The sequence below is a fragment of the Cyanothece sp. BG0011 genome, assembly GCF_003013815.1.
Lineage (GTDB): Bacteria > Cyanobacteriota > Cyanobacteriia > Cyanobacteriales > Microcystaceae > Crocosphaera.
Genome location: NZ_PRLH01000046.1, coordinates 47,009 through 60,109, shown reverse-complemented (window position 1 = coordinate 60,109; position 13,101 = coordinate 47,009). Strand labels below are relative to the sequence as shown.

The 13,101-nt window shown below is 38.9% G+C and carries 18 protein-coding genes and 2 tRNA genes; 10 read left to right on the top strand and 10 right to left on the bottom strand.

Annotated elements, in window-relative coordinates:
• Positions 1-64: 64 nt before the first annotated feature.
• The 4 genes from C4E06_RS05760 to fba all read left to right on the top strand — a co-directional run bounded on the left by C4E06_RS05760 (position 65) and on the right by fba (position 2,688).
• Positions 65-793, top strand: a complete 729-nt coding sequence (locus C4E06_RS05760) for an SIMPL domain-containing protein (RefSeq protein ID WP_107667184.1) — start codon at positions 65-67, stop codon at positions 791-793.
• 197 nt (positions 794-990) lie between these two features.
• Positions 991-1,188: a hypothetical protein gene (locus C4E06_RS05755; RefSeq protein WP_107667183.1), complete on the top strand. Its 198-nt coding sequence runs from the start codon at positions 991-993 to the stop codon at positions 1,186-1,188.
• Positions 1,189-1,243: 55 nt separating this feature from the next.
• The gene (locus C4E06_RS28635; RefSeq protein WP_232826169.1) at positions 1,244-1,339 is read left to right on the top strand and encodes a DUF29 domain-containing protein; all 96 of its coding nucleotides are present in this window, start codon (positions 1,244-1,246) and stop codon (positions 1,337-1,339) included.
• Between the two features lie 269 nt (positions 1,340-1,608).
• Positions 1,609-2,688, top strand: a complete 1,080-nt coding sequence (fba, locus tag C4E06_RS05750; protein WP_107667182.1) for a class II fructose-bisphosphate aldolase — start codon at positions 1,609-1,611, stop codon at positions 2,686-2,688.
• 60 nt (positions 2,689-2,748) lie between these two features.
• Here the strand turns inward: fba and C4E06_RS05745 are convergent, their stop codons facing one another.
• The 6 genes from C4E06_RS05745 to C4E06_RS05720 form a co-directional block, all read right to left on the bottom strand.
• On the bottom strand, positions 2,749-3,360 hold the full coding sequence (locus tag C4E06_RS05745) for a cation transporter (RefSeq protein WP_198648358.1): 612 nt from the start codon (positions 3,358-3,360) through the stop codon (positions 2,749-2,751).
• Positions 3,361-3,484: 124 nt separating this feature from the next.
• Positions 3,485-3,853, bottom strand: coding sequence for a metalloregulator ArsR/SmtB family transcription factor (locus C4E06_RS05740; RefSeq protein WP_107667181.1), 369 nt, complete (start codon positions 3,851-3,853; stop codon positions 3,485-3,487).
• Positions 3,854-4,106: 253 nt separating this feature from the next.
• Positions 4,107-4,188 (bottom strand) — tRNA-Leu (locus C4E06_RS05735).
• Positions 4,167-5,042 (bottom strand): M48 family metallopeptidase, encoded by an 876-nt coding sequence (locus C4E06_RS05730; RefSeq protein ID WP_107667180.1) that lies wholly within the window; start codon positions 5,040-5,042, stop codon positions 4,167-4,169. The genes C4E06_RS05735 and C4E06_RS05730 overlap by 22 nt, the downstream gene beginning before the upstream one ends.
• Positions 5,043-5,044: 2 nt before the next feature.
• Positions 5,045-5,470 (bottom strand): M48 family metallopeptidase, encoded by a 426-nt coding sequence (locus C4E06_RS05725; RefSeq protein ID WP_107667179.1) that lies wholly within the window; start codon positions 5,468-5,470, stop codon positions 5,045-5,047.
• Between the two features lie 81 nt (positions 5,471-5,551).
• Entirely contained in the window at positions 5,552-5,908 is a 357-nt protein-coding gene (locus C4E06_RS05720) for an iron-sulfur cluster assembly accessory protein (protein ID WP_107667178.1), read from the bottom strand.
• Positions 5,909-6,084: 176 nt separating this feature from the next.
• Between C4E06_RS05720 and C4E06_RS05715 the strand changes: the two genes are divergently transcribed.
• A complete protein-coding gene (locus tag C4E06_RS05715; protein WP_107667228.1) occupies positions 6,085-7,254 on the top strand; it encodes a lipid-A-disaccharide synthase-related protein in 1,170 nt (389 codons plus the stop codon).
• A 10-nt stretch (positions 7,255-7,264) separates the two neighbouring features.
• Here the strand turns inward: C4E06_RS05715 and C4E06_RS29185 are convergent, their stop codons facing one another.
• Together C4E06_RS29185 and C4E06_RS05710 are read right to left on the bottom strand one after the other, a co-directional pair.
• The gene (locus tag C4E06_RS29185) at positions 7,265-7,396 is read right to left on the bottom strand and encodes a hypothetical protein (RefSeq protein WP_255412130.1); all 132 of its coding nucleotides are present in this window, start codon (positions 7,394-7,396) and stop codon (positions 7,265-7,267) included.
• 164 nt (positions 7,397-7,560) lie between these two features.
• The gene (locus C4E06_RS05710; RefSeq protein WP_107667177.1) at positions 7,561-7,926 is read right to left on the bottom strand and encodes a hypothetical protein; all 366 of its coding nucleotides are present in this window, start codon (positions 7,924-7,926) and stop codon (positions 7,561-7,563) included.
• 202 nt (positions 7,927-8,128) lie between these two features.
• Here C4E06_RS05710 and C4E06_RS05705 point away from each other — a divergent pair, with 202 nt between their 5' ends.
• From C4E06_RS05705 to C4E06_RS05685, 5 genes are all read left to right on the top strand, one after another.
• Positions 8,129-8,515: a hypothetical protein gene (locus C4E06_RS05705; protein WP_107667176.1), complete on the top strand. Its 387-nt coding sequence runs from the start codon at positions 8,129-8,131 to the stop codon at positions 8,513-8,515.
• A 403-nt stretch (positions 8,516-8,918) separates the two neighbouring features.
• Complete coding sequence (locus C4E06_RS05700; protein WP_107667175.1) at positions 8,919-10,091, top strand: transaldolase; 1,173 nt, start codon at positions 8,919-8,921, stop codon at positions 10,089-10,091.
• 94 nt (positions 10,092-10,185) lie between these two features.
• Positions 10,186-11,205 carry a thiamine phosphate synthase gene (locus C4E06_RS05695; RefSeq protein WP_107667174.1) on the top strand — a complete coding sequence of 340 codons (1,020 nt, stop codon included), beginning with the start codon at positions 10,186-10,188 and terminating at the stop codon, positions 11,203-11,205.
• A 3-nt stretch (positions 11,206-11,208) separates the two neighbouring features.
• Positions 11,209-11,436 carry a sulfur carrier protein ThiS gene (gene thiS / locus C4E06_RS05690; protein ID WP_107667173.1) on the top strand — a complete coding sequence of 76 codons (228 nt, stop codon included), beginning with the start codon at positions 11,209-11,211 and terminating at the stop codon, positions 11,434-11,436.
• Entirely contained in the window at positions 11,426-12,088 is a 663-nt protein-coding gene (locus tag C4E06_RS05685; protein ID WP_107667172.1) for a class I SAM-dependent methyltransferase, read from the top strand. Before thiS ends, C4E06_RS05685 begins: the two co-directional genes overlap by 11 nt.
• An 18-nt stretch (positions 12,089-12,106) precedes the next feature.
• Here C4E06_RS05685 and C4E06_RS05680 read toward each other — a convergent pair.
• Positions 12,107-12,180 (bottom strand) — tRNA-Pro (locus C4E06_RS05680).
• A 36-nt stretch (positions 12,181-12,216) separates the two neighbouring features.
• Complete coding sequence (gene fabD, locus C4E06_RS05675; protein ID WP_107667171.1) at positions 12,217-13,089, bottom strand: ACP S-malonyltransferase; 873 nt, start codon at positions 13,087-13,089, stop codon at positions 12,217-12,219.
• Between the last annotated feature and the right edge of the window lie 12 nt (positions 13,090-13,101).

The following is a 13,101-nucleotide window of genomic DNA, read 5'->3' as shown; positions in this document are numbered from 1 at the left end:
ACTCCATCAAATCCATAATTCATCAGAAAAGATTTGTTATACTAAAAAAATAAAATAATAAAAAATGAAAAAATTAGTATTTCCTTTATTACCCGTTATCTTGACGTTAGTTACCTATCCAGTTATCAATATACCTTTCATGACTCCAGTAATGGCACAAGAACAAGTTTTAAGAACCTTAACCGTGACAGGAAAAGGAACAGTAAGAATTCCGACTAGTTTAACTGATGTCAGTTTAGGAGTAGAAATACAAGGAAAAACCGCAGCAGAAGTTCAACAAAATGTGGCTCAAAGAACCTCATCCCTAGTGGATTTTTTGCGATCACGTCAAGTAGAAAGACTAGAAACCACAGGAATTCGTCTACAACCTAATTATCAATATGATAACAATCAACGACGTTTAGTGGGTTATCTTGGGACTAATATCGTTAGTTTTCGGGTGAAAACGGAGGAAGTTGGTAGTTTATTAGATGATGCAGTCAAAGCAGGAGCAACTCGTATTGATAGAGTGAGTTTTAGCGCAACAGAAACAGCTATTTCAGAAGCACAAAAAGAAGCCTTAAAATTAGCCACTTCAGACGCACAAGCACAAGCAGAAGCGGTTTTATCTACCTTAAACTTTCAATCTCAAGAAATTATTAGTATTTCCATTAATGGTGCTAATGAACCTCAACCTTTAGTTAGACAGACACCAGAAAACTTCAGAACCGCTAGTGCGGTTGCTGATAGCACTCCTGTCATTGGAGGAGAACAAACCATAGAAGCGATGGTAACTTTACAAATGCGTTATTAATAAAAAAAGCATTATTTAGTTATTTTCTGTATTAATTAATACAAAATTGAGGTTTTTTATGATTTTTTAGACATCTTTAAAAAATATTAATTTGGCTAGTCAAGAACAGAAAGGAATGTTATTGGTATAGTAGTTTAATAAAGCAATGGGATTAGAGAATAATTACCAAAATAACAATAATAGCTGAGGTATTTTGAATGTACGAAGATTTTAATTATATCACTGATGACAACTTTTTGAAAAACTATTGGTGGCAAGAAAAAATCACTTGTCAACAATGTCAAGGTCAGGGAAAATTAAGCATAGAAGGAAAGGAAAATATGGTTTCTTGTCCGATATGCGAAGAAACTGGAAAAGTTCACCGTCATCAACAACATAAAGTATCCGCTGCTTAATTGATGATTAGGTTGATAGTATTCATAGAGGTAGTGGCTTAATTACCTCTATTTTATGGATAATAGTTTACTGATTTTAAAAATGACAGTTAATGCAAATCATTGGCAAGCAGAAATTATTAGTTTTCGCAATCAACTAAAAAAATATTGAACCAGTAAATTGTATCAATATTTACAAAAACCTAGATGCTATTGATGATGATCCTAGGGACTCTGTTGAAAGAAAAACTAAGTTAAACATCCTTTAATTTCCCAAAAAATCAGGGAGAGCATCTTGACAAAAATATAAAAGTATGCTTTGAAAAAAAATAAAAAAGGATTAGTCAAATCGTGAAATCTATCTTAAGATTAACGAATAAGAGAATTAATTTTCTTGACAACTCGCTCACAAAATAAAAGAAATAGACTAGGAGGACATCTATGGCGCTCGTACCTATGCGGCTGCTCTTAGACCACGCAGCAGAAAATGGTTATGCTATTCCTGCATTTAACGTAAATAATATGGAACAGATCATAGCCATTATGCAGGCAGCAGATGAAACAGATAGTCCTGTAATTTTGCAAGCCTCTCGTGGTGCGCGTAAATATGCTGGAGAAAACTTTCTCCGTCATTTAATTTTAGGTGCAGTAGAAAGTTATCCTCATATTCCCATTGCCATGCACCAAGATCATGGTAACAGTCCTGCAACCTGCTACAGTGCTATCCGCAACGGTTTCACCAGTGTTATGATGGATGGCTCTTTAGAAGAAGATGCGAAGACTCCTGCAAGCTTCGAGTATAACGTTAATGTAACGGCTGAAGTGGTTAAAGTTGCTCACTCTGTGGGTGCTAGTGTAGAAGGTGAATTAGGTTGTTTAGGGTCTCTTGAAACCGGAAAAGGAGACAAAGAAGACGGCCACGGATTTGAAGGAACCCTCAGTAAAGAACAACTGCTCACCGACCCCGATGAAGCAGTAGAATTCGTAGAACGCACTCAAGTTGACGCTTTAGCCGTTGCCATTGGAACCAGCCACGGTGCTTATAAATTTACCCGTAAACCGACCGGGGAAATCTTAGCCATTAGTCGTATTGAAGAAATTCATAACCGTCTTCCCAACACTCATATTGTGATGCACGGTTCTTCTTCCGTCCCTCAAGAATGGTTAGATATGATCAACCAATACGGTGGTCAAATTCCCGAAACCTATGGTGTACCTGTTGAAGAAATTCAAAAAGGTATTAAGAGTGGGGTTCGTAAGGTTAATATTGATACTGATAACCGTTTAGCTATTACTGCAGCCATTCGTGAAGCTGCTGCTAAAGATCCTTCTAACTTTGACCCCCGTCACTTCATGAAGCCTTCTATTAAGTACATGAAGCAAGTTTGTTCTGATCGTTATCAGCAATTCTGGACGGCTGGAAATGCCAGTAAGATCAAGCAAATGACCCTTGATGAGTATGCTGCTAAGTATGCTAGTGGTGAATTAAGCGCAAACACCAAGAAAACTGCTGCTGTTTAATTCAACCTCTGATTATCCTTGAGAACTAAGAAACTGGGTGAGGTTTACTCACCCAGTTTTTTATTTTAATGCTTGTCTAGCTTGAGTAAGAACTTTGCCCGCAGATTGAGCAAAAACGACAGTAAGTAATAGTCCTAAGATAAAATCTGGCCAAAAAGAACCTGTTAAAAAAACTAAGCCAGCAGTCAGCAATACTGAAGTATTGGCAATAATGTCGTTACGAGAACACAGCCAAACCGAGGACATATTGATATTGTCATCACGGTGACGAATTAACAGTAAAAAGCAGATTAAGTTAGCTATCAAAGCTAAAAGCCCAATTTTGCTCATTACTTGTACTGCGGGGACTGTTTGAGTAAATAATTGATGGGTGGCTCTAGTAAATACAGCGATCGCTGATATAAACATAATACCGCCTTTAAGTATTGCGGCTCTGGCCTGGGCTTTGTTCCCTTTTTGAAGGACGTAAAGGCTACAGCCATAAACTAAAGCATCACCAAGCATATCTAAAGAATCCCCGGTTAAAGAGAGCGAAGACGCTTTAATGCCTCCGCTAAACTCCACTAAAAACATTACTGCATTAATTACCAAAATGATCCACAATACCTTACCCTGACGTTCTTGCAGCTTTTGTAATTCCTTGGCTTTGTTTTGACAACAGTGTTCTGCCATGATTTTTGATTTAACGTTCAAATGAATGTTTGAATAATGTTTATGATATCTTTTAAACGTTCAAATGAACATTAGAATGTAAAATTAATTAAATTAATAAAAGCTAAAAAACAGTAAATAGTCTTTAAATAAAGCTTGGTAAAGAATAAGTAAGAATATCAGTTATACGCTCATCCTTTAGAGAATAATAAGCTAATTTTCCATCATTTCGATATTTAAGTAATTTCAAATCTCGCATTTTCCGTAAATGATGGGAAGCCGTAGCGATCTTGACATTTAACATGGCGGCAATATCGCAAACACAAAGCTCATCACCGTTTCTGAGGGCATAAAGGATCTTGATCCGCGAGCGATCGGCTAAAGTATTAAATATAACCGTCATTTCCTCTAAAGTATCTTCTGAGGGTAAAGTTTCTCGGATTTGAGTAACTAGCTCGGTATTGAAACATCTTACCTGACAAATATCCTCTGCTTTGGTTTTACTCACGGGCATTTAAGGGTAACGGCTAAATCTATCTTAAAGGTAGCAAGAGGACTCCTGCTACACCGACAGGTTAGGGGTGAGATGAATTGCGACCAACTTGCTCAATTACGGAGCATCCATATAAGCATAAACTTTGGTACATAGCTAAGAGCGGCGATGTGCGTCTGTGTATAACATCAGAAGTATAACTCTAGTGCTAAAGTAACATTTTGCTTCATTGATTTATATTTTATCTATGCTCAAATGATACTTACTCAATCTATGGGCAGAGGGGGACTCGAACCCCCATGACCGAAGCCGCCACATTTTGAGTGTGGTGCGTCTACCAATTTCGCCATCCGCCCTTGGTCTTAGCTTTTTGATTATACTCTGTTTTGCCTTGTTCTAACAAGTGGTGATAATCTTGGGAACTAGCCCAATGATCGATCTCCTTAGCCCGCAATACTGGCACTGGATGGGTGAGTTGTTCCGTTTGCGCCTGTTTTAACATTTCTCCTAAAGCAGTGTTGCTAATGGCTTGATAATCCCGTGCCTGTTGGATAAATGCCTCTAGGTTCAACTGGGGGGCAATGGTGGGAGAACCGCCGGCCAATTTCATTAAAATGGACATGACCACTTTAGGATCTTGTGCCACCAATAAAGCAGCCCGATCGCAACTAAATTCTGCACAGCGCACCCATTGCAACATTTGGGATTGTAACGATTGAGCAATCGCTGTTCCCCAGGTGGGCAGTAAACTCGCACCCAAGACCATAATATTGGCTAAGGTTAAATAAACCCCATGTTCACATTTGAGGTGTCCTAACTCGTGGGCCATCACCCCTTGTATTTCTTCGGGGGTCAACATTTCCACTAGAGATGTATGCAACACCATAAAGGGTTGTTTTCCTTGCATAGCGAAGGTATAGGCGTTAGGTACGGGGTTTTGTTGCAGATAGAGTTGTGGGGGTTCTAAATCGAGAACTCTGGCTGCTTCAACTAATAACTTGTGAAGATGGGGGAGTTGTTTTTCACTCACCAACACCGACGAAGCAATGTTATTGAGATAGAAAAACTGTTCGGCCACAGAACCCAGTAAACTCCTAACGATCATATCAAGGCCGGGAAGTTGTTTTAACGTTTGAGTGGCTTCTAAATCTAAAGGATGACGAAAATCATCTGCTTTTAATCCGATTAACTGGGTTTTTGATAATTGCATTCTTATTCAGGAGATAATAACCATTTTTTAACACGCTGGAGACTTTTCCAGTCTGGTTTACGGCTTAATCCATCTTCGATGTTTTCCACGATGTCTTGATGAATTTCTTCGTCAAGGGACATCATTTGTTGGGCCGCTTCAATGTGATCCCGTACGCCTTTCGCGCCGGTGTCTAACATAGCTAAAGCTAAGTTAATCCGCGCTTGAGGGGGTCTACTATCAATTTTAACGCTTTTTTTGGCAGCTTTGAGAGCCAACTCCGGTTTATCGGCTAAGAGATATAACCAAGCTAAACAGGCCCAAGCGGTGGGGTTTTTCGGGGCGCGATCGCAGATTTGTTTGAAATGGGGGATCAGTGTCTCCACAGACTCCCCTTGTTTATAACGTTCTAATCCTTGTTCAAAAGCAGTTGCAGCAGTTTCAGTCATTTTCAGTAATAGAATGAAGACAAAAAGAGACAGAAAAATTGATTTCTGCCCCAATTATTTAACATACACGATATTGTTAGATTAAACACCAAAAGACTTACCACAGCCACAAGTCTGGTTAGCGTTGGGGTTGGTGAACTCAAAACCCCCTCCAATCATGGCGTTGCTATAATCGAGAACGAGGCCGTAGAGATAGAGAAGGCTTTTGCGATCGCAAATGATTTGAAAGCCATCATAATCAAAGACTTCATCTTGTTCGCCAATATTACTGGGGTCATCAAAGTCCATCATATAAGACATTCCGGAACATCCTCCCTGACGAACCCCAACACGCAAACACAGGTCTTTTCCTTGTTGTTCCCGTAACATTAAAACGTGCTTAAGGGCTGTTTCAGTAAGTTGAATTCCTTTGGTGGGGTTTTGAGTGGCTTGTGTCATCGGTTGTGGTGACTCCTAAAAGCTACAATAATTTTCAGCCTGTTTCTATTTTAGGATAATCTTCCCCTGATTAACCTATTATTTAAGAAATCATTATCCTTTACCGTTACCTATGTTTACCATAGAGCAGTAATGATTCATTATTAATTATTAATTTAATGACAATTATTAATTTAATGAACAAAGAAGTCTTATTTATGAGTAATGGTCATGGAGAAGACCTTAACAGTCGTCTCATTCTCCAAGAATTGCGGAAAATTGCGCCCCATCTTACCATTACCGCCATGCCTTTAGTGGGAGAAGGCAATGCTTATCTTTCTCTTAATTTACCTTTGATCGGACAACCTAAAAATTTACCATCCGGGGGCATTTTTTATATGAATCCCCTGACATTATTAAAAGATGTATCTGCCGGTTTAATTGGTTTAACCTTATATCAAATTCGTACCCTTTTAAAATATTGTTCTCGTTATCATTTAATTGTCGCGGTTGGGGATATTTTTCCTGTCACCATGGCCTATATTTCCGGTCGTCCTTTTGTGGCTTTTTTGGTCTCCACTTCTAGTTATTATGAAGGCAGATTAAAACTTCCTTGGTTAACCCGTTTTTGTTTGCGATCGCCTCGTTGTTTAGCTATCTATACCAGAGATGCTTTTACAGCAGAAGATTTACAGCAACAAGGATTTAAAAATGCTTCTTTTTTAGGTTATCCTATCATGGATATTTTAACGCCAACGGGCAAAAATTTACAGCTTGATGATAATCTACCCACCCTTGCTTTATTACCGGGAAGTCGTGTTCCTGAAGCTCTAGATAATTTAGAATTATTGTTAAAGGTCTGTGAATCTCTTGCTACTTTAGAAAGGGTACAATTTCGAGTCGCTTTAGTTCAAGCTATTAAAGAAACGGATTTAAAAAAGTTAGCTAAAAAACTAGGATGGCAATATGAATCTTTAGGAAGATTCGTTAAAAATACCATTAAAATTGAATGTTATTATCAAGCTTTTGCTGACATTATTAACCATTGTGATTTAGCGATCGGCATGGCAGGAACTGCCGTTGAACAGGTCGTAGGATTAGGTAAACCGGTGATTCAATTACCCGGAAAAGGCCCACAATTTACCTATGCTTTTGCCGAAGCACAAATGAGATTATTAGGATTATCCGTTAAAACCATTGGAAAAAGTCATAAAAATCCCCATCTTTTTACCGAAGCAGCCCAAACCATTCAAACTATTTTAAAAGATAAAGATTATTTACAAAACTGTAGACAAAATGGACTAGAAAGGGTAGGCAAACCAGGGGGAGCGCTCAATCTTGCTAAGGCGATCGCTCGACTGCTTTAACCTTTAAGGTTTATTTTGATTTAGCCGATAATTGTTGAGTACAACTTTTAAGTTTTCTTAAAGCATCTTGGATTTTATGATCCACCGAAGCTAATTTATAAGCTAAACAGGAACTTTGTTGTTGACATCGATTACAGAGCATGATCCTTAGTCAGTTCAATTTTAGTTTAGATACAATGTTATCGTAATTGGTAATTGATCTGAATACTTTGGGACAGTTTACAAACTGGTTGCTATAAAAAAGGGCCTAAGAATATTAAGCCCTCAACGAATTTTTAGCTAATTGTTCTAGCCAAATAATAAGCTTTATTTCTTCATATCACGAGCCATGTTACGGAACATATCCATGCTACTATCAGCTTTACGACGTTCTGTATTAGCAGAGGCTGTTCCTTGAGAGGCACTGGTTTGGTTAGCTTTATTAGAAGCAGTACCATTACTGCCTGCTTTTTTCTTTTCCATAGAAGAGATATCTTGAACCAGTTCACCCCCTTTGGCAAAGGTCCGTCTAATGGTAATGGGTTTACGCATAAACTCAGTATCTCCTAGAGTTTTTGCTGAATCATTATCTAAGAAAAAGGCTTCTTTTTTCTTGGGTTGAGTCGGTGTGTTATCAGGTTCGTCAACAAACTTTGCTTTACGGCCACTAAATAGTCCAAAAAATCCTGCCATTGGATTTTGCTCTCCTAACGCTTTTATGAGTCAAGTGTTTCTATATGTTACAGTTTATCAAAAAATATTAAAAAATTTCAAAAAAAATTAAATTATCCGAAAAAACAACTTCTGTCCCATAGCATCGAAACAACCCTTACGAACCTTCGAAGAATAACCTCTAAAGTATGATGGTGAGACCGAGGCTTTTATGGAGAAGTCAATGAGAAAGTTTTGTCTTTGTTGTTGTTTAGTTATCGTTATTAGTGTTTGGGGGTGTCAATCCTCAGACACCTCTAATGGGACTCAACCCACCTCTGAACCCACTATAAATCAAGAAACTATGAATAAGAACACCGAAGCCCCTCAAGCCGTTATTGATGCCGTCTTTAATGATATCACTAGCAACAATACCATTGAGTCTGAGAACTTACAGGTCACACAAACCGAGGCCAACACTTGGCCCGATGGTTGTTTAGGATTAGCCAAACCCGATGAAATGTGTACCCAAGCCTTAGTAGAAGGATGGCGAATCACCGTAACCGATGGTCAAACCACTTGGGTTTATCGTACCGATCAAACCGGTCAAACGGTGAGGACAGAATCTTAAAAAATGGCTCTACTGTGTTAGTTTTTGCTTTTTTCCTCCTGGGATTTGCACAGGAGAATCTCTCGTTTTTAGACAAAAAGAGATTCTCTTGCCAATCCTCTCACTCTTGCCTATTGCCACCCCCTCTAACTCCCCCTTTTGTTAGGGGAAGAACCCTTGCCTTTTGCCTGAAAAACCTTGGGATACTCTCTACAATTTGAGTCAAGATTAGACGAGATTCGGACTAACCTAACTACTGATAACTAAGGGCAAAAAAGAAACTCAAATGATTAGGAATTCCTGAAATTATCAAGGGAGACAAGCCGTAGCTGATATGGTTAAAAAGATAGCATGATCAGGGTTGATTGAACTTAAGTTATCTGCTTAAATCGTGGAATTTTTACCATTATCCTAAGGAGCAAATATGGCAACATTATTAGAACAATTGAGAGAATTTACCATTGTTGTTGCTGATACAGGGGATATTCAAGCCATTGAAACCTTTACCCCCCGTGATGCCACAACCAACCCCTCTTTAATCACCGCAGCAGCCCAAATGCCACAATACCAGTCCATTGTGGATGATACCCTCAAAACCGCTAGACAAGAGTTAGGAAAAGAGGCCGATGAGTCGGATGTGGTTACCCTAGCATTTGATCGCTTAGCGGTCGCTTTTGGCTTAAAAATTCTCGAAATTATTCCCGGCCGCGTTTCAACGGAAGTGGATGCCCGTTTATCTTATGATACCGAAGGAACCCTCGAAAAAGCCCGTTATTTGATTTCTGAATACGAAAAAGCCGGCGTTTCCCGCGATCGCATCTTAATTAAAATTGCCTCCACTTGGGAAGGTATTAAAGCAGCCGAAGTCTTAGAAAAAGAAGGAATTCACTGTAACTTAACCTTACTGTTTGGAATGCACCAAGCCATCGCTTGTGCAGAAGCTAATGTTACCTTAATTTCTCCTTTCGTGGGTCGTATTTTAGACTGGTACAAAAAAGAAACAGGAAAAGAATATACAGCCACAGAAGATCCTGGCGTTCAATCAGTTACCAGTATTTACAACTATTACAAAAAATTCGGTTATAAAACCGAAGTTATGGGGGCAAGTTTCCGTAATATTGGAGAAATTTGTGAGTTAGCTGGTAGCGATTTATTAACCATTTCTCCTAAGTTATTAGAGCAGTTAAATTCCACTGAAGAAACGTTACCCCGTAAGCTAGATCCCGAAGTTGCTGCTAAGATGGATATCGAAAAGATCCCTATGGATAAAGCAACTTTTGATAAGATGCACCAAGAGGATAAAATGGCTTACGACAAGCTAGATGAAGGTATTAATGGCTTTACCAAAGCCTTAGAAACCCTCGAAGAAATGCTCAAAGATCGCTTAACTCGCATCGAAGGGGAAACCAAAGTTAATAATGCGGCCGCCGATATTTTCCGCGTCTATGATTTAGATGGCGATGGCTTTATTACCCGTGAAGAATGGGCCGGAACGGATCTTGTTTTTGATGCCATTGATGTTAATCATGATGGTAAAATTACTCCTGAAGAAATGGCTGCTGGTTTAGGGGCTGCCATCCGTTTAGTTGAAGCTTAATCTCTTCTTTTTGGCTTCTCATTTAGAGAAGGTGCGTTACTCAGTATCGCACCTTTATCCCGCGTAAATAATATAATAATACCATTGAGAAAACATGGATAAAAATTTAGCAATTTTTCGGATTTTAGATGCTAATTTAGATCGCGTCAGGGAAGGCTTAAGAGTCGTTGAAGAATGGTGTCGGTTAGGATTAGAAAATAGTGAGTGGGCTGATACTTGTAAACAAATGCGTCAAGAAATTGCCCATTGGCATACATCGGAATTACGCATGGCTAGGGATACGCCGAATGATCCAGGAATAGAATTATCCCATCCTCAAGAAGAAAAAAGAGAAACAATTAATCAACTTTTACAAGCTAATTTATGTCGGGTTCAAGAAGGGTTAAGGGTATTAGAAGAATATGGGAAATTGTATGATCCTAAGATGGGAAGTTCTTGTAAGAAAATTCGTTATCAAGTTTATACCTTAGAAAGTGAATTATTACAAAATAATCGTTATCAAAAGTTAAAACAATCTCCCTTATATTTAGTCACCTCTGCAACAGAAAATTTATTAACAATTGTAGAGTCAGCCTTACAAGGGGGATTAACATTAGTTCAGTATAGAGAGAAAAAAATAGATGATATTATTCGCTTAGATATAGCCAAAAAATTATGTGAATTATGTCATCAATATGACGCTTTATTTATTGTCAATGATCGGGTTGATATTGCGTTAGCAGTAGATGCAGACGGGGTTCATTTAGGACAACAAGATATCCCCATTGCCCTAGCCAGACGGATATTAGGACCAAATAAAATTATCGGACGTTCCACCACAAACCCCCAAGAAATGGAAAAAGCGATCGCCGAAAAAGCTGATTATATTGGAGTGGGTCCCGTCTATGCTACCCCAACCAAACCGGATAAAAAAGCAGCGGGTTTAGACTATGTGAAATATGCCGTCGAAACCTCTCCCATTCCTTGGTTTGCCATTGGTGGAATTGATGAAACGAATGTCACTGAAGTGAAGGCATCCGGGGCAACTCAAGTGGCTTTAGTTCGTGCTATTATGGAAGCAGATGATCCCAAAATAACCACACAAGAATTATTGAAAAAATTAAACCTACAATAATCAATGAATAGCACAAAAACCATAAAATTACAAGTCAATGGGGAAGAAAAAACCTGTTTATCGGGACATAATTTACCTCAATTTTTAGAAACAATGGGACTCAATCCTCGCCTAGTGGCAGTAGAATATAACGGAGAAATTTTACATCGACAATATTGGGAGAATACCACCTTAAAAACAGGCGATCGCTTAGAAATTGTTACCATTGTAGGGGGAGGCAATGGCCAATAAAACATTAGGATTAGATTCAAACTTATATCAATATTTTCAACAGGTTTCTGTCAGAGAAGTAGACATCTTAAAAGCGTTACGAGAAGAAACCCAAAAGTATCCAACGGCTAGAATGCAAATTGCCCCCGAACAAGGTCAATTTATGGCATTATTAGTGCAGTTAATGAAAGCAAAAAAAACCTTAGACATTGGTGTTTTTACAGGATATAGTGCCTTAGTGGTTGCCTTAGCATTACCATCTGATGGTCAAGTCATTGCCTGTGATGTTGATGAAAAAATGACCCAAATAGCCCAACAATTTTGGCAAAAAGCAGGAGTCAGTCATAAAATTAATTTACAGCTTGCACCGGCTTTAGAAACCTTAGATCACTTAATAGCCCAAGGAGAAAACAATACCTTTGATTTTGCTTTTATTGATGCCGATAAAAGTAATAATAATAATTATTATGAAAAAGCATTATGGTTAGTGAAACCAGGGGGATTGATTGCCATTGATAATGTATTATGGGGAGGAAAAGTGGCTGATCCCGACATTAAGGATAATCGCACGGAAAAAATTAGAAACTTTAATCAAAAATTGCATCAAGATCCTAGAATTGCCTTAAGTATAGTTCCTATTGCCGACGGGTTAACATTAGCCTTGAAGAAATAATAATATTTTGTATTAAAATCGGGATGACTGGATTCGAACCAGCGGCCCCTTCGTCCCGAACGAAGTGCGCTACCAAGCTGCGCTACATCCCGTTAAGAATAGCATCTTAATTGTACCAAAATTGAAGACTAAAAATCATTAAGACTTGCCACATTACTCACATCAACCTCAGAACAACCCCGTTTAATCAAACCAGCTAACACTTTACCCGGTCCCACTTCTAAAACACGAGTAATGTCCTGTTGAGGCAAGGCTAACATAATCTCGCGCCAACGCACAGACCCAGTCATTTGTTGGGTTAAACGTTCTTTTAAGATAGTTGCTGAGGTGCTAGGAGTTGGCTCAACATTGGAAAGTACAGGAATTTTTGCGTCTGTAAAGGTAGCTTCTTCTAATAACTCGTTAAATTTTGCTGCTGCTTGGGCCATCATCGGAGAATGAAACGCCCCGGATACTTTTAAAGGGATAGCCCGTTTACTCTTCACTTGAGAGGTGAGTTGATCCACTGCTTCGGGGGTTCCAGAAATGACCACTTGTTGATCGCTGTTGTCATTGGCTAATACCACATCAGGAATCGCTGCGATCGCCTCTTCTAACCCAGAGCGATCGAACTTCATCAACGCCACCATTTTGCCCCCGGCCGCTTCACTCATCAACTCGGCCCGACGTTTCACTAACTTTAACCCTGTGGCAAAATCAAACACTTCAGCAGCATATAAAGCGGAATATTCTCCTAAACTATGACCGGCGACTAAATCCACCTTTTGACCTTGATCTTTTAATAAGTCAATTAAAATACTTTCCACCACATATAAACAGGGTTGAGTGTATAAAGTCTTTGCTAACTCCTGTTCATCTCCAAGACATTTATCTAACACCGACCAACCTAAAATGGTTTCTGCTTCTGTAAAACGACCTTTACCCATAGGGGTTTTGATCAAATCTTCTCCCATCCCCACCGCTTGTGATCCTTGTCCTGGAAATACCCATGCTGTTTTCATCATTTTACTTAC